The sequence below is a fragment of the Streptomyces sp. NBC_01016 genome (assembly GCF_026341035.1).
In the GTDB taxonomy this organism is placed as follows: domain Bacteria; phylum Actinomycetota; class Actinomycetes; order Streptomycetales; family Streptomycetaceae; genus Streptomyces.
Genome location: NZ_JAPEOQ010000002.1, coordinates 1,508,000 through 1,523,260 on the forward strand (window position 1 = coordinate 1,508,000; position 15,261 = coordinate 1,523,260).

The 15,261-nt window shown below is 71.6% G+C and carries 15 protein-coding genes; 12 read left to right on the top strand and 3 right to left on the bottom strand.

All coding sequences use genetic code 11. From position 1 onward, the window contains the following. The first annotated feature begins 87 nt into the window (after nucleotides 1-87). From OG746_RS33595 to OG746_RS33610, 4 genes are read left to right on the top strand one after another with little or no spacing between them, the layout of a single operon-like run. Entirely contained in the window at nucleotides 88-1,452 is a 1,365-nt protein-coding gene (locus tag OG746_RS33595) for a glutamine synthetase family protein (protein ID WP_266721565.1), read from the top strand. An 11-nt stretch (nucleotides 1,453-1,463) separates the two neighbouring features. Beyond that, a complete protein-coding gene (locus OG746_RS33600; protein WP_266721567.1) occupies nucleotides 1,464-2,819 on the top strand; it encodes an aldehyde dehydrogenase family protein in 1,356 nt (451 codons plus the stop codon). Nucleotides 2,820-2,826: 7 nt separating this feature from the next. Then, nucleotides 2,827-3,609: a 3-oxoacyl-ACP reductase gene (locus OG746_RS33605; RefSeq protein ID WP_266721569.1), complete on the top strand. Its 783-nt coding sequence runs from the start codon at nucleotides 2,827-2,829 to the stop codon at nucleotides 3,607-3,609. A 43-nt stretch (nucleotides 3,610-3,652) separates the two neighbouring features. After that, nucleotides 3,653-4,942: an HAD family hydrolase gene (locus OG746_RS33610; protein ID WP_266721571.1), complete on the top strand. Its 1,290-nt coding sequence runs from the start codon at nucleotides 3,653-3,655 to the stop codon at nucleotides 4,940-4,942. A gap of 40 nt (nucleotides 4,943-4,982) precedes the next feature. Here the strand turns inward: OG746_RS33610 and OG746_RS33615 are convergent, their stop codons facing one another. Beyond that, nucleotides 4,983-6,185: an amino acid deaminase/aldolase gene (locus OG746_RS33615; protein ID WP_266721573.1), complete on the bottom strand. Its 1,203-nt coding sequence runs from the start codon at nucleotides 6,183-6,185 to the stop codon at nucleotides 4,983-4,985. 760 nt (nucleotides 6,186-6,945) lie between these two features. Here OG746_RS33615 and OG746_RS33620 point away from each other — a divergent pair. Both OG746_RS33620 and mycP read left to right on the top strand, forming a co-directional pair. Further along, nucleotides 6,946-7,770 carry a hypothetical protein gene (locus tag OG746_RS33620; protein WP_266721575.1) on the top strand — a complete coding sequence of 275 codons (825 nt, stop codon included), beginning with the start codon at nucleotides 6,946-6,948 and terminating at the stop codon, nucleotides 7,768-7,770. Between the two features lie 2 nt (nucleotides 7,771-7,772). Further along, nucleotides 7,773-8,933, top strand: a complete 1,161-nt coding sequence (gene mycP, locus OG746_RS33625) for a type VII secretion-associated serine protease mycosin (protein WP_266721577.1) — start codon at nucleotides 7,773-7,775, stop codon at nucleotides 8,931-8,933. On the opposite strand, the gene OG746_RS33630 is transcribed toward mycP, so the two are convergent. After that, a complete protein-coding gene (locus OG746_RS33630; RefSeq protein WP_266721579.1) occupies nucleotides 8,917-9,828 on the bottom strand; it encodes a serine hydrolase in 912 nt (303 codons plus the stop codon). The genes mycP and OG746_RS33630 overlap by 17 nt on opposite strands. A gap of 95 nt (nucleotides 9,829-9,923) precedes the next feature. Between OG746_RS33630 and OG746_RS33635 the strand changes: the two genes are divergently transcribed. Continuing rightward, nucleotides 9,924-10,655, top strand: coding sequence for an SseB family protein (locus OG746_RS33635; protein ID WP_266721581.1), 732 nt, complete (start codon nucleotides 9,924-9,926; stop codon nucleotides 10,653-10,655). A 43-nt stretch (nucleotides 10,656-10,698) separates the two neighbouring features. Here the strand turns inward: OG746_RS33635 and OG746_RS33640 are convergent, their stop codons facing one another. Continuing rightward, nucleotides 10,699-11,061 carry a DUF1844 domain-containing protein gene (locus OG746_RS33640; protein WP_266721583.1) on the bottom strand — a complete coding sequence of 121 codons (363 nt, stop codon included), beginning with the start codon at nucleotides 11,059-11,061 and terminating at the stop codon, nucleotides 10,699-10,701. A gap of 348 nt (nucleotides 11,062-11,409) precedes the next feature. On the opposite strand from OG746_RS33640, the gene infC reads away from it, so the two are divergent. The 5 genes from infC to OG746_RS33665 all read left to right on the top strand — a co-directional run bounded on the left by infC (nucleotide 11,410) and on the right by OG746_RS33665 (nucleotide 15,138). After that, nucleotides 11,410-12,114 carry a translation initiation factor IF-3 gene (gene infC, locus OG746_RS33645; RefSeq protein WP_266721585.1) on the top strand — a complete coding sequence of 235 codons (705 nt, stop codon included), beginning with the start codon at nucleotides 11,410-11,412 and terminating at the stop codon, nucleotides 12,112-12,114. Nucleotides 12,115-12,236: 122 nt separating this feature from the next. Further along, complete coding sequence (rpmI, locus tag OG746_RS33650) at nucleotides 12,237-12,431, top strand: 50S ribosomal protein L35 (RefSeq protein ID WP_266721587.1); 195 nt, start codon at nucleotides 12,237-12,239, stop codon at nucleotides 12,429-12,431. Nucleotides 12,432-12,530: 99 nt separating this feature from the next. Then, entirely contained in the window at nucleotides 12,531-12,914 is a 384-nt protein-coding gene (rplT, locus tag OG746_RS33655) for a 50S ribosomal protein L20 (protein ID WP_266721589.1), read from the top strand. A 219-nt stretch (nucleotides 12,915-13,133) separates the two neighbouring features. Further along, entirely contained in the window at nucleotides 13,134-13,976 is an 843-nt protein-coding gene (locus tag OG746_RS33660) for a TrmH family RNA methyltransferase (RefSeq protein ID WP_266721591.1), read from the top strand. A 46-nt stretch (nucleotides 13,977-14,022) separates the two neighbouring features. Further along, nucleotides 14,023-15,138, top strand: a complete 1,116-nt coding sequence (locus OG746_RS33665) for a sensor histidine kinase (RefSeq protein WP_266721593.1) — start codon at nucleotides 14,023-14,025, stop codon at nucleotides 15,136-15,138. Nucleotides 15,139-15,261: the final 123 nt, after the last annotated feature.

The window sequence follows — 15,261 nt, forward strand, 5'->3', positions numbered from 1 at the left end:
GTCCTCTCGGCGTGCCCCGTGGCTGCTTCCCAGGTGGCGGCCCGGCGATTACGTTGTGGTTCCGGTTGACCTGAGGAGGATCTTCCCGTGGCAGACCGACCGTCCCCGCTGACCGTGGAGGAGCTGCACGCCCTCGTCGGAAGCGGAGAGATCGACACCGTGGTCCTGGCGTTCCCCGATATGCAGGGCCGCCTCCAGGGCAAACGCTTCGCCGCCCGCTTCTTTCTCGACGAGGTCCTCGAGCACGGCACGGAGGGCTGCAACTACCTGCTCGCCGTCGACACCGAGATGAACACCGTCGACGGCTACGCGATGTCGTCCTGGGACCGCGGCTACGGCGACTTCGCCATGCACCCCGACCTGTCCACCCTGCGCCGCGTCCCGTGGAACGCAGGCACGGCCATGCTCACCGCCGACCTCGCCTGGGACGACGGCTCCCCGGTCGTCGCCGCGCCCCGACAGATACTGCGCCGCCAACTGGAGCGCCTCACCGATCTTGGGCTCACCGCCCAGGTCGGCACCGAACTCGAGTTCATCGTCTTCAAGGACACGTACGAGCAGGCCTGGGACGCGAACTACCGGGCCCTCACGCCGGCCAATCAGTACAACATCGACTACTCCGTCCTCGGCACCGGGCGCATCGAGCCGCTGCTGCGCCGCATCCGCAACGAGATGGCGGGCGCGGGCCTCACGGTCGAGTCCGCCAAGGGGGAGTGCAACCCCGGGCAGCACGAGATCGTCTTCCGCTACGACGAGGCCCTCACCACCTGCGACCAGCACGCGATCTACAAGACCGGCGCCAAGGAGATCGCCGCGCAGGAGGGCTGCTCGCTCACCTTCATGGCGAAGTACAACGAGCGCGAGGGCAACTCCTGCCACATCCACCTGTCGCTCGCCGACGCCGACGGCACGAACGTCATGGCGGAGCCCGGCGGGCACGGCATGTCGGAGCTCATGCGGCACTTCCTCGCCGGGCAGCTCGCCGCGCTGCGCGACTTCTCCCTGCTCTACGCGCCGAACATCAACTCCTACAAGCGGTTCCAGCCGGGTTCCTTCGCGCCGACCGCCGTCGCCTGGGGCCACGACAACCGCACCTGCGCGCTGCGCGTCGTCGGCCACGGCCGCTCCACCCGCTTCGAGAACCGGCTCCCCGGCGGGGACGTCAACCCGTATCTCGCGGTGGCCGGGCTCGTCGCGGCGGGCCTGTACGGGGTCGAGAACAAGCTGGAGCTCCCCGAGGCCTGCGCGGGCAACGCCTACACCGCCGACTACGCGCACGTCCCCGCCACCCTGCGCGAGGCCGCCGAGCTCTGGGAGAACAGCCCGATCGCCAAGGCCGCCTTCGGCGACGAGGTCGTCGCCCACTACCGCAACATGGCGCGCGTCGAGCTCGACGCGTACGACGCCGCCGTGACCGACTGGGAACTCCGTCGGGGATTCGAGAGGCTGTGAAAGGGAGCGCCTTGCTGCACGTACTGAACCCGGCCACGGAAGAGCTCGTGGCCACCGTCGAGTCCGCCACCCGCGAGGACGTCGACACCGCCGTCGTCCGCGCCACCGGCGCGCAGCGCGCCTGGGCGGCGGTCGCCCCCGCCGACCGGGCCCGCCTACTGCGCCGCTTCGCCGCAGCCGTCGACCAACACCTCGAAGAACTCGCCCAGTTGGAGGTCCGCGAGGCCGGACACCTCATCGGCAACGCCCGCTGGGAGGCCGGCAACGTACGCGATCTGCTGGAGTACGCGTCCGGGGGCGTCGAGCGGCTGACCGGGCGGCAGATCCCGGTGGCGGGCGGCCTCGACGTCACCCTCCTCGAACCGCTCGGCGTCGTCGGTGTCATCGCGCCGTGGAACTTCCCGATGCCGATCGCCGCCTGGGGCGCGGCCCCGGCCCTCGCGGCGGGCAACGCGGTGCTCCTCAAGCCCGCGGAGACCACCCCGCTGACCGCCCTGCGGCTCGCCGAACTCGCCCTGGAGGCCGGGCTTCCCGAGGGTCTCTTCCAGGTGCTCCCGGGGGAGGGTCCTGTCGCCGGGGACGCCCTCGTCGAGCATCCGGGCGTGGCCAAGATCGTGTTCACCGGCTCCGCCCGCGTCGGCAAGCAGGTCATGGCCAAGTGCGCGGACCGCGTCAAGCGCGTGACCCTCGAACTCGGCGGCAAGAGCCCGAACATCGTCTTCGCCGACGCGGACGTCGAGGCCGCCGCCCTCGCCACCCCCATGTCGTTCCTCGACAACTCAGGGCAGGACTGCTGCGCCCGCACTCGCATCCTCGTACAGCGGTCCGTGTACGAGCGGTACCTGGAGCTGCTCGCCCCGGCCGTGGAGTCGGTCGTGGTCGGCGACCCTTCCGACGAGAAGACAGAGATGGGTCCGCTCATCTCCAAGTCCCAGCTGGCGCGCGTGCGTTCGTACGTTCCGGCGGGCGCGTCCGCGATCAGGGGCGCGTGCCCCGAGGGGGCGGGCTTCTGGTTCCCGCCCACCGTCCTCACCGACACCGCTCCCGACGCGCCCGCCGCCGTCGACGAGGTCTTCGGCCCGGTCGCCGTCGTCCTCCCCTTCGAGGACGAGGCGGACGCCGTGCGCCTCGCCAACGCCACCGATTACGGCCTCTCCGGTTCGATCTGGACCCGCGACGTGGGCCGCGCCCTGCGGGTGTCCGGGGCCGTCCGTGCCGGGAACCTGTCGGTCAACTCGCATGCCAGCGTGCGCTATTCGACCCCGTTCGGCGGCTACAAGCAGTCCGGGTTCGGCCGTGAACTCGGTCCCGACGCCCTCGCCGCGTTCACCGAGACCAAGAACGTCTTCATCAGCACGGAGGCCTGAACAGCTTATGAGCGAAGAGATCATCTGCCGCCGCCTCGTCGGCCGCACCGCCGTCATCACCGGCGCCGGCAGCGGCATCGGCCTCGCCACCGCGCGGCGGCTCGCCTCCGAGGGCGCGCACGTCGTCTGCGGAGACATCGACGAGAGTGCGGGCAAGAAGGCGGCCGAGGACGTCGGCGGGACCTTCGTCCAGGTCGACGTCACCGACGCCGAGCAGGTCGAGGCGCTGTTCAGGACCGCGTACGACACCTACGGCAGCGTCGACATCGCCTTCAACAACGCGGGCATCTCGCCGCCGGACGACGACTCGATCCTGGACACGGGCCTGGAGGCCTGGAAGCGGGTCCAGGAGGTCAACCTGACCTCCGTGTACCTGTGCTGCAAGGCGGCCCTCCCGTACATGCGGCGCCAGGGCCGCGGCTCCATCATCAACACGGCGTCGTTCGTGGCCCGGATGGGCGCCGCCACCTCGCAGATCTCGTACACCGCGTCCAAGGGCGGCGTCCTCGCCATGTCCCGCGAGCTGGGCGTGCAGTTCGCGCGTGAGGGCATCCGGGTCAACGCCCTGTGCCCAGGCCCGGTCAACACCCCGCTGCTGCAGGAGCTGTTCGCCAAGGACCCGGAGCGGGCGGCGCGCCGACTCGTGCACATTCCGGTCGGCCGGTTCGCGGAGGCGACGGAGATCGCGGCGGCCGTCGCCTTCCTCGCCAGCGACGACGCGGCATTCGTGAACGCCACCGACTTCCTGGTCGACGGCGGGATCTCAGGCGCGTACGTGACACCGGTGTGAGAACCCTGTGAGCAACGCGCTCACGCGTGTACGGTCCACTCACATGCGTAACAGACATGTTGCCGCGTGGACCTCGGTCGCGGCCGCCGCCCTCATGGCGGCCGCGAGCCTGACCACTCCTGCGGCCGCCGCCACGTCCGCACAGCCCGCCGGCTCCGCCGCCAAGTGCCCCCAGCTGTCGACGAAGTTGCCCTGGTACGGCCAGAACAGGGCCAAGCTCCAGCGCATGATCGACGAACGGGGAATCTGCGGCGGACACAAGGGCCCGCGTCCCGTCGCCGCGTTCGACTGGGACAACACCGTCGCCAAGAACGACGTCACCGACGCGACCATCGCCTGGTCGCTCAAGCACGACAAGATCCTGCGGCCCGCGAGCTGGAAGAAGACCAGCAAGTGGATGACCGCCGACGCCGACAAGGCGCTCACCGCCGCCTGCGGCACGGACGTCCCGGTGGGCGCCCCGCTGCCCACTTCCACGGACACCGACTGCACGGACGAGATCTTCAACATCCGTGAGTCCGGCAAGACGATGAGCGGCGCCGCCGCCTTCGCGGGCGAGTGGAACCACCGCCGCACCGTGCCCCAGTACGCCTGGGTGCCGCAGCTGTTCGCGGGCCACACGGTCCCCGAACTGGAGGCGTACGCCTCCGCGGCCCGCGCCGAGGCCCTCGCCGCGCCCGTCGGCTCCACGCAGAAGCTGGGCACGCACACCATCCCCGGCTACGTGCGCTATTACGACCAGCAGCGCGACCTGATCCGTACGCTGCAGCGGGCCGGCTTCGACGTCTACATCGTGTCCGCCGGGTCCGAGCCGGTGACCGAGGTGTGGTCGCAGGGCGTCGGCATCGACCGCAAGCACACCATCGCGATCCGCTCGATCCTCGACCGCAAGGGCCGCATCACCACGTACAACGAGGGCTGCGGCGGCGTCGGGGTGAACCAGGGCGAGGCCATCCCGTACATCGACGGCAAGCGGTGCTGGATCAACCAGGACATCTTCCACATCAAGGGGAAGTCGGCCTGGGAGAAGCAGCGCTGGAACAAGCGCATCGCGCTCGGCGGCGGTGACGCCGACACCGACGTGACCTTCGTCGGCGACGCGACCGGCGCGCACCTCGTCCTCAACCGCAACAAGCCCGAGATCATGTGCCGGGCCTACGACAACGCCGACGGACGCTGGGTCGCCAACCCGATGTTCATCGAGCCGCTGCCGCAGAAGACGGGCACGTACCCGTGCTCCACGGCCGGGTACAACAAGCCGGAGGGCGGCTTCGGGCCGCTGCTCAGGGACGACGGTTCGGTCGTCCCCGACCAGGTCGACTCGATCTTCTGAGCCCTACGTCGGTGGGTGAGGGCTAGTCGGTGGGTGAGGGCTACAGGAACGCGTAGCCCTCGCCCCGGTACGTCGGCACCGTCTCCACGATCCGGTCGCCGGACACCAGGTGCAGCGTCTCGAACCGCTCGCACAGCTCCCCGGCCTTCGCGTGCCGGAACCACACCTTGTCCCCGATGAGTAGATCGTCGGCGGCAGAGCCGAGCAGCGGCGTCTGTACTTCGCCGGGACCCTCCTGCGCGTCGTAGCGCAGCCCCTCCGGCAGATACGGCACCGGCAGCCGGTCGGCGCCCGCCGCGCCGGAGGCCGGATAGCCGCCGCCGAGCACGGTGACGACACCGACGCCCGGCCTGCGCACCACGGGCTGCGCGAACAGCGCGGCCGGACGGCCCGTGAACGACGTGTAGTTGTCGAAGAGCCGTGGCACGTAAAGGCCGGAGCCCGCGGCGATCTCGGTCACCGCCGCCTCCGCCGCCGTGTGCTGCACGCTCCCCGTGCCGCCCCCGTTCACGAACTCCAGGTCGGGCGCCACGGACCGCACCGCACGCACCACTTCCGCCCGCCGCACCGCCAGCTCCTTGCGGGCCGCGGCCTGCATGAGGCGGATCGCCCGCGAGCGCACCGGCCGCCCCGCGAGCGAGTCCCCCACGCCCGCCACATGACCCTCGTACGCCATGATCCCCGCGAGCCGGAAGCCCGGACGGCGGGTCACGACGCGGGCCAGGTCGGCGAGTTGGGAGGGCGTACGCAGGGGGGACCTGAGCGCGCCGACCCGGACCCGGCCGCCGAGCGCCCGCCACGAGGTGTCCAGCTCCACGCAGACCCGGATCTCCTCGCGGCCCCCGTCCCGCGCGCCCTCGATGAGCCGCAACTGGGCCGGGTCGTCGACCATCACGGTCACGGCCGCCGCCAGCTTCGGATCGTGCGCGAGCTCCGCGAAGCCGGAGCGGTCGGCCGAGGGATAGGCGAGGAGCACGTCGTCGAACCCGGACCGCGCGAGCCACAGCGACTCGGCGAGGGTGAACGACATGATCCCGGCGAAGCCCGGCCTCGCGAGCACCCGTTCCAACAGGGCGCGGGAGCGCACGGACTTGCTGGCGACGCGGATCGGCTTTCCGGCGGCCCGGCGCACCAGGTCGTCGGCGTTGGCGTCGAACGCGTCCAGGTCCACGATCGCCAGTGGGGCGTCGAGATGAGCGGTGGCCCGGTCGTACCGGGCCCGATCGGCGGCGCGCGGTGTCATGGCCGAAGCCTGCCAGACAGGATTACCGCAGGGTAGGGGGACGGATGGTGATGGATCGGTCGATCCCGTGTGCGGAGTACGCGTTGGCCTGGTCGGGCCCGTTAGAGTGACGCGCACGTTGGCTTGAGAAGACGGGGGAGGCATGAGTACGGAAGCCCGACGCGTCCCTCCGCGCCCCACGACGCCGCCTCCCTCCACCCAACTTCCCCCCACGGCCCCACCGTTGCCCCCCACACCCCCGCAGCCGGACCCGACCGCGCCGTCGCCCCGCACGTCGTCGCCGTCCTCGTCCGCCACGCCGCCGCCTCCGGCCCCCTCGTCCCGCCTCCCCGACGGGCCGCCGCCGGCCGAGCCCGCCAAGAGCTCCGGCGCGCCGCTGCCGCCCGCCAGGAGTTCGGGTGCGCCCCTGCCGCCAGCCCGGAGTTCGGGTGCGCCGTTGCCGCCTGCCAAGGGCTCCGGTGCGCCGTTGCCGCCCGCGCGTGTTCCCGGTCCGCCGCCCGCGCCCGCCGCGCCTCCCGGCCCGCCGCCCCCGCCTGCCGCCGCTCCCTCGGCTCCCGGTGCGCCGAAGGAAACCCCGGTCGAATCCACCACCCGGCTGCGCCCCGTGCCGCCCGCGCCGGTGGCGTCGCCCGGCACGCCTGGACGGCCGCCTGTCACGCCCGGACCGCCGCCCATACCCCCGGCGCCGCCCCAGCCGCCGCGCCGCCCCGTCGGTGCCGTCGACCTCACCCCCCACCCGGACACCGCCGGACGGCCCTTCGTGCGGTTCGCGCGACCGGACCACTACGACGACAGCACCACGCTCCTGCGCCCCGTCGGCCGCCGCCTCAAGCCACGGACCGCGGCCATCGCGGCCTGCCTCGTGCTCGGCCTCGGCCTGATCGGCGGCGCCACGACGGGCTCCCTGCTCACCGGCGACGACAGCGGCCCGCCCTCCGTGCAGACCGCGTACCGCGAGGCGGGCCAGCTCTGGCACGGCGTCCCCGTCGACCAGCTGTTCCCGCGCACGCTCAAGGGCGAAGGCGCGGGCCCCGGCCGCGCCGACCGCACCTGGACGCGGATCGCGGTCGCCCCCGATGCGACCTGCGCGGACGCCTTCGACCCGCTGCTGCACAAGGCGCTGCGCCCGGCCGGCTGCCTGCGCCTGCTGCGCGCCACCTACACCGACGCCACACAGAGCAGCGTCACCACGGTCGGCCTGATGTTCACCAAGGCCGACGCGGAGGCCACCCAGGCGCTGCGCTCCCGCTTCACGGAGCAGGGCCTGGACCGGCGCGACGACCTCATGCCCCGGCCCTACGCCGCCAAGGGCACCCTCGCCGCCGGCTTCGGCGACCGCCAGCGCGCGTCCTGGGCGATCAACGTCCTGACCGACGCCCCCGTCGTCGTCTACGCGGTCTCCGGCTTCGCCGACGGCCGCACCGTCAGCGAGCCGCAACCCGCCGCCGACGCCATGAAGTCCGGTGCCACCAGCGCCCCCGCCCAGGCGGGACTCGGCCACGACGCGCAGGGCGTCGCCGACCGGATAGAACGCGACCTGCGCAAGACGGTCAAGAAGGCCGCGGACCGGGACACGGAGCAGTAGCCATGAACCGCCAGCACAAGATCGCCGCGATCGGCACCGCGGCCCTCCTCACGCTGCTCCCCGCCACCGCCGCCCACGCCGACTCGGTCCGCTCCCAGCAGTGGGGCCTCACCGCGCTGCACACCGACGAGGCCTGGGAGACGACCCGCGGCAAGGGCGTCACGGTCGCCGTCCTGGACACGGGCGTCGACGACGAGCACCCGGACCTCAAGGGCAGCGTGCTGCCCGGCAAGGACCTCGTCGGCTTCGGCGCCGGGCGCGGCGACCGCCCCTGGGCCCGGCACGGCACCGCGATGGCCGGGGTCATCGCGGGCCACGGACACGGCAAGGACGACGGCGACGGCGTCATGGGCGTGGCACCCGAGGCGAAGATCCTGCCGGTCCGGGTGATCCTGGAGGACGGCGACCCGTCCCGCGCCAAGGCCAGGGAGAGCCGTGGCAACGCGCTCTCCGAGGGCATCCGCTGGGCCGCCGACCACGGCGCCGACGTCATCAACCTGTCCCTCGGCGACGACTCGAACACCGCCCACCCCGAGGCGAGCGAGGACGCGGCCGTCCAGTACGCGCTGAAGAAGGGCGTCTCCGTCGTCGCCTCCGCGGGCAACGGCGGCGAGCAGGGCGACCACGCCTCCTACCCGGCCGCGTACCCCGGCGTCATCACCGCCACGGCCGTCGACTCGACCGGCACCCGCGCCTCGTTCTCCACCCGCCGCTGGTACGCCTCCGTCGCCGCGCCCGGCCGGGGCATCGTCACGGCCGACCCCGACCGCAAGTACTACTCGGCGTGGGGGACGAGCGCCGCCTCCGCGTTCGTGTCCGGAGCCGTCGCCCTGGTCCGCGGCGCGCACCCCGGCCTGAGCCCCGCGCAGATCAAGAAGCTCATGGAGGACACGGCCGACGATCCCCCCTCCGGCGGCCGCGACGACTCCCGCGGCTTCGGCCTCGTCGACCCGGCCGCCGCGATCACCGCCGGCGCGAAGCTGAAGCCGCAGCGCCTGACCTCGGCCTCGTACGGCGAGAAGTACTTCGGCCCGGGCCCCGACGACGACTCGGCCGGCTCCCTCTCCACCTGGGTGGGCGTGCTCGCGGGCACCGTCGGGGTACTGCTGCTCGGCGCGGCCGGCTACCTGTGGCGCGGCCACCGCCTCACGCGCCGCCGCTGACCACCGGCACGGCGGCCTTCGCCACGTCCTCGACGAGATCGATGCCCGCGGCCTTGGTGGCGCTGCCGTTGGAGACGACGGCCACCAGGTACCGCTGCCCGTCCACGGTGACCTGCCCGATGCTGTTGATGTCCCACAGTCCCGTGGTGCTGCGCTGCAGCCACCCGTTCTTCAGCGCGGCGCCGCCGCCCCCGGCCGCGGACACGCCCCACGCCTGATCGCTCTCCACGTTCCCCATGAGCTCCTGGACGTACGACCGCGATTCCTTGCTCAGGGCGAGATCGTCACCGACCCCGAACACCTGCTTGAGCAGGGTGAGTTGATCGTCGGCGGTGGTCTGCGTGAGCCCCCACAGCTCCCCGTCGCCCCCGCTGGTCCCGGTGAGCCCGAGCCGCTCGTTCGCCGCGTCGAGCCCGTCGGCCCGGCCCAGCTCGTCCCAGAGCGCGGTCGTCGCGTCGTTGTCGCTGCTCTCGATCATCGCGGTGGCGTACGTCCGCTCCTGCGCGGTCAGCGCCCGCCCCTCGTCCTGCGCCCGCAGCAGCAGCGTGGCGAGGACGTCGACCTTCATGATGCTCGCGGTGTCGTACGTCCCGTCCCCGGACGCGTACGAGGCGCTCGTCCCGTCGGTCTCGTTCAGGACGGTGACGGAGACCTCGCCGTCGTGCCCCTGAGCGGCCTCCTTCACCGCCTTGGCCAGCTCGGCGTCCCTGTCCACGGTTGCACTCTCCTTCGGCGCCGAAGCGGCGTGCGAGACGAGGGCGGCCGCGGTGTGCGGCTGCGTCTGCGCATAGACCGTAGTGCCGGCGATCGCGGCGGCGAGCACCACCGAGGTGACGGCGGCGTAGACGCGGGGACGCCGACGGGACGGATGGGGCTCTGCGGAACGGTGGGACATGCCGCGATGCTCCGTCGCCGCCCTGTGTGCTCCATGAGTCGCGGCTCAGGGTCCGCTGAGAATCTGTCCTCAGCCGCTCGGTAGGCTCGGTGAACGTGGCGAACAAGAACATTCCCGACCCCGGCTTCTCCGACGACGACGGTACGGCGGACCCGCACCTGACCGAGGCCCTGGCCGCGTGGTCGCGGGACCGCACGGCCCACGGCCCGGTCCTGGCGGCGCTCAAGGACACCCGGCTGCTCGTCCCCATCGTCGCGGTGCTCGGCGAGGTGGAGGAGGACGAGAACGGACTTCGCCGTGAGAAGACGAGCGACATGGCGGTCCCGACCCTGAAGGCGGCGGGCCGCAAGGCGCTCCCGGCCTTCACCTCGACCGAGTCGCTCGCCCTGTGGGACCCCGAGGCCCGCCCGGTGGCCGTCCCGCTGCACCAGGCGCTCCAGGCCGCCGCCCACGAGAAGGCCGACACCGTCGTCCTGGACGTCGCGGGCCCCGTCCCGTACGAGCTGACGGGCCCGGCCCTGTACGCCCTCGCGGAGGGCCGCACCGACGCCGACCCGCTCGCCGACCCCGCCGTCAGGGATGCGGCGCGCGCGGCGGTCGCAGCCGAGCCGGCCGTGGCCCGCGCCTACCTGGGCCCCGGCCAGGCGGACGGCACGCTGGCCCTGGTCCTCGACGCGAACGCCGACGTCCAGGCCACGGCCCAGGCCCTCGCCGGCCGCATCGCCGCCGACGAAACACTGAGGGCCCGCCTGGTGCGCGGCCTCGATCTGGCACTCCTGCCGACCGAGGCGACGCCGCCGGGCGAGCCCCTCTACGTACGTCAGTGATTTCGGCTACGTCCTACGTATGTAGGGCGTAGCCCTTTGATGCTCAGCCGTACACGGCGCCCGTGTACTTCTCGCCCGGGCCCTTGCCCGGCTCGTCCGGCACGACCGAGGCCTCGCGGAACGCGAGCTGCAGCGACTTCAGGCCGTCACGCAGGGGAGCGGCGTGGAAGGAGCTGATCTCCGTCGCACTGCCGTCGAGCAGGCCGGCCAGGGCGTGGATCAGCTTCCGCGCCTCGTCGAGGTCCTTGTGGGCGTCGCCCTCCTCGGTGAGGCCGAGCTTCACCGCGGCGGCACTCATCAGGTTCACCGCGACCGTCACGATGACTTCTACGGCGGGAACCTCGGCGATGTCGCGGGTCAGCGCGTCGTAGTCGGGGTTGTCGGTTGCGGGGGTCGCGTCACTCATGGGCCCCACGATATGTCGCGCGCACCCGATTGGGCGCACCCCCCAAGTCCTGCTAACCTTGTGTAACGACCGGCCGGACACACGTCCTCGCGGATGAAGTGGCCGGCCCACAAGTGGAGGCTCCGATCTCCCACCTGACCGTCCGACCAGGGCGGTGGGTCACCGGTCAGACGGTCACCGTCGTTCCGTACGGACGACGGAACCGTCCGAGTCTGCGCCCCGCGGTTCACCGTGGTGGTGCTCCGGTAATTCTTGGAGCCCTGCCTGTGTACCGGCCGGGGCATTTTTTGTGTTTCGGCACGGTTGGTACTTACGTCACAAACGTACGCGGCGGTCCGCCAGGCCGTCGTGTGGTGCTACCGAGGAGGATCCATCAGCGCCGAGCCCCGCATCAACGACCGGATTCGCGTTCCCGAAGTGCGACTTGTCGGTCCAAGCGGCGAGCAGGTCGGGATTGTTCCGCTTGCCAAGGCCCTTGAGCTTGCTCAGGAGTACGACCTCGACCTGGTCGAGGTGGCGGCGAACGCCCGTCCGCCCGTATGCAAGCTCATGGACTACGGGAAGTTCAAGTACGAGTCGGCCATGAAGGCCCGTGAGGCGCGCAAGAACCAGGCGCACACGGTCATCAAGGAGATGAAGCTCCGGCCGAAGATCGACCCGCACGACTATGACACCAAGAAGGGTCACGTCGTCCGGTTCCTCAAGCAGGGCGACAAGGTCAAGATCACGATCATGTTCCGTGGTCGCGAGCAGTCCCGTCCGGAGCTCGGCTTCCGGCTGCTGCAGCGTCTCGCGAACGACGTTCAGGACCTCGGGTTCATCGAGTCGAACCCGAAGCAGGACGGCCGAAACATGATCATGGTTCTCGGTCCGCACAAGAAGAAGACCGAGGCGATGGCCGAGGCCCGCGAGGCGCAGGCCGCCCGCAAGGCCGACGCGAAGGCCAACCCCGGCAAGTCGCAGAACCTTGCCGAGGACCAGGCCGACGAGGCCGACGAGGACGTCGTCGAGGCAGCTGCGGAAACCCCCGCCGAGGCTCCGGCCGAGGCATGATCCGTGCGGCGCACAGCCCGTGCGTCACGGATACCAACTGACACAACTGACGTTCCATCACGGCCGGTTCGCGCCCAGCACGGACCGGCCGGGAGCGCCACTGACGAGGAGAGAACGGCGCCATGCCGAAGAACAAGTCGCACAGCGGTGCCAGCAAGCGCTTCAAGATCACCGGCTCCGGCAAGGTGATGCGTGAGCGCGCCGGCAAGCGCCACCTGCTCGAGCACAAGTCGTCCCGCGTGACGCGTCGCCTCACCGGCAACGCCGAGATGGCCCCGGGCGACGCCGCGAAGATCAAGAAGCTTCTCGGCAAGTGATGTACGGGCGTCTGCACGCCCTGTACGTCAGCTAGACCGGGACCCATTCGAATTCGGGCCGGGTGACAACAACCCCGGCCCCGCTACAAGGAGTTAACAGTGGCACGCGTCAAGCGCGCGGTGAACGCGCACAAGAAGCGTCGGGCGATCCTCGAGCAGGCCAGCGGCTACCGCGGTCAGCGTTCGCGCCTGTACCGCAAGGCGAAGGAGCAGGTCACCCACTCCCTCGTCTACAACTACAACGACCGCAAGAAGCGCAAGGGCGACTTCCGTCAGCTGTGGATCCAGCGCATCAACGCCGCTGCCCGCCAGAACGGCATGACGTACAACCGCCTCATCCAGGGTCTGAAGGCCGCCAACATCGAGGTGGACCGCAAGATGCTGGCCGAGCTGGCCGTGAACGACATCAACGCGTTCGCCGCCCTCGTCGAGGTTGCGCAGAAGGCGCTGCCGGCTGACGTGAACGCGCCCAAGGCTGCGTGAACGCTCCGCTGAGCTGCATGTGACGTGGGACCCGCAAGCCGGTTGGCTTGCGGGTCCCACGTTGTTCGGGGCCGTTCGTTCTGTGTCCCGTATGTTGGCCGGCTGCCGGTTTGCGTGTGGTTTGCGCAGTTCCCCGCGCCCCTGAAGGGGCCACCGGCCCCCGGTGCCGCGCCCCCTGGCTCAGGCCCCGACCCCGTCACCATCCCGAAGGTTTCCCGCATGGTTGCAACGCCCGAGTTGATCTCTTCCAAGTCGCCCCGCGTGAGCGCCGCGCGGCGTCTCGCCAAGCGGAACTTCCGGGGGAAGGAGCGGCTGTTTCTGGCCGAGGGGCCGCAGGCTGTGCGGGAGGGTGCCGCGCACGGTGGGCTCGTCGAGATGTTCGCGACCGTGGAGGCCGCCGAGCGGTACGCCGACATCGTCGGGGAGGCCAGGGACGCGGGCGCCCGCGTGCACCTCGCCGAAGAGGACGTCATCGCCGACATCTCCACCACCGTCACCCCGCAGGGCCTCGTGGGGGTGTGCCGGTTCCTGGACACGCCGTTCGAGGAGATCCTCGCCGCGCGGCCCAAGCTCGTCGCCGTCCTCGCGCACGTGCGTGACCCCGGGAACGCCGGAACCGTGCTCCGGTGCGCCGACGCCGCGGGCGCCGAGGCCGTCGTGCTGACCGACGCCTCCGTGGACCTCTACAACCCGAAGGCCGTCCGTGCCTCCGTGGGGTCGCTGTTCCACTTGCCCGTCGCCGTGGGCGTACCCGTCGAGGAGGCCGTCGCCGGGCTCAAGGAGGCCGGCGTCCGGATTCTCGCCGCCGACGGAGCGGGCGAGGACGACCTCGACGCCGAGCTGGACCAGGGGACCATGGGCGCCGCGACCGCCTGGGTGTTCGGCAACGAGGCCTGGGGCCTGCCGGAGGAGACCCGCGCACTCGCCGACGCCGTCGTGCGCGTGCCCATCCACGGCAAGGCCGAGAGCCTCAACCTCGCGACGGCGGCCGCCGTTTGCCTGTACGCCTCCGCGCGTGCGCAGCGTGCCCCCGGAGGGTGCCGCTCCGTCACTCCCGGCTAGTAGGGTGACTCTTCCGGATCGACCGCCGGGAGGGGGAGCGCGGGAGATGAGCGTCGTCAACGGCAGCGGCTCACGCGGCCTGACCGGGCCCGACGCGTCCGGTCCCGACGGACTCGCGACGCTCGGCGTGCACCCCGACGACCTGCCCGACGGCCTCGTCGTCGCGGACGAGCGCGGCCGCGTCATCTGCTTCAACGCCGCCGCGGAGCGCATCACCGCGGTCCGCGCGGGCACCGCGCTGGACGCGCCGCTCGAGCGCGTTCTCCCGTTGGAGGACCTCGAGGGCCGGCGCTGGTGGCAGCTCACCGATCCGTACGGCGGCCTCGCCATCCGGGGCGGGCAGCCCGAGCGGAACCTGCTGCTTCCGGGCGGCCGGGAAGTGCTGGTCACCGCGCGTTACGTGCGCACCCGGCCGACCGGGCCCGTGCGCCGCGTCGTCGTGTCGCTGCGGGACACCGAGGCCCGGCAGCGTACCGAACGCAGCCACGCCGAGCTGATCGCCACCGTCGCCCACGAGCTGCGCTCCCCGCTGACCTCGGTCAAGGGCTTCACCGCGACGCTGCTCGCCAAGTGGGAGCGATTCACCGACGAGCAGAAGCGGCTGATGCTGGAGACGGTCGACGCCGATGCGAACCGGGTGACCCGGCTCATCGCCGAGCTGCTCGACATCTCCCGCATCGACTCCGGGCGGCTCGAACTGCGGCGTCAGCCCGTCGACATCGCGGCCGCCGTCTCCCGGCACATCCAGGCGCACGTCGCCTCGGGGCAGTCGGCCGACCGGTTCCTGCTGCGCGTCGAGCATCCGCTGCCCGACCCGTGGGCCGACCCGGACAAGGTCGACCAGGTCCTGAGCAACTTGCTGGAAAACGCCGTGCGTCATGGCGAGGGAACCGTCACCATTGACGTCGAGCCAACCCGGCCCACCGGCACGTCGGTCACCGTGAGCGACGAGGGCCCCGGCATCCCGGAGGAGTCCATGAACCGCGTCTTCACCCGCTTCTGGCGGGGCAGCAAGCGCGGCGGCACGGGCCTCGGGCTGTACATCGTCAAGGGCATCGTCGAAGCCCACGGCGGGACGATCACCGTGGGGCGGGCGCCCGGTGGCGGCGCCGAGTTCCGATTTACGTTGCCCGTGGCGACGCCGGCCTATCTCACCAGCTGACCGGCCAGGCACCACGGGCGCAGTCACCCACCTCACCCCCGTTAGACTCGTCCTTTGGCACGTTTGCGTCCCCGCCACTCGACGGCCGTCGAACGCGTCTGCGGGACCATCAGCCACGCCAAT

What these genes read in the sequence shown, in the direction of transcription:
- OG746_RS33605 (WP_266721569.1), top strand. Translation starts at nt 2,827, where the DNA reads ATGAGCGAAGAGATCATCTGCCGCCGCCTCGTCGGCCGCACCGCCGTC.
- OG746_RS33610 (WP_266721571.1), top strand. Translation starts at nt 3,653, where the DNA reads ATGCGTAACAGACATGTTGCCGCGTGGACCTCGGTCGCGGCCGCCGCC.
- OG746_RS33615 (WP_266721573.1), bottom strand. Translation starts at nt 6,185, where the DNA reads ATGACACCGCGCGCCGCCGATCGGGCCCGGTACGACCGGGCCACCGCT.
- mycP (WP_266721577.1), top strand. Translation starts at nt 7,773, where the DNA reads ATGAACCGCCAGCACAAGATCGCCGCGATCGGCACCGCGGCCCTCCTC.
- OG746_RS33630 (WP_266721579.1), bottom strand. Translation starts at nt 9,828, where the DNA reads ATGTCCCACCGTTCCGCAGAGCCCCATCCGTCCCGTCGGCGTCCCCGC.
- OG746_RS33640 (WP_266721583.1), bottom strand. Translation starts at nt 11,061, where the DNA reads ATGAGTGACGCGACCCCCGCAACCGACAACCCCGACTACGACGCGCTG.
- rpmI (WP_266721587.1), top strand. Translation starts at nt 12,237, where the DNA reads ATGCCGAAGAACAAGTCGCACAGCGGTGCCAGCAAGCGCTTCAAGATC.
- OG746_RS33660 (WP_266721591.1), top strand. Translation starts at nt 13,134, where the DNA reads ATGGTTGCAACGCCCGAGTTGATCTCTTCCAAGTCGCCCCGCGTGAGC.
- OG746_RS33665 (WP_266721593.1), top strand. Translation starts at nt 14,023, where the DNA reads ATGAGCGTCGTCAACGGCAGCGGCTCACGCGGCCTGACCGGGCCCGAC.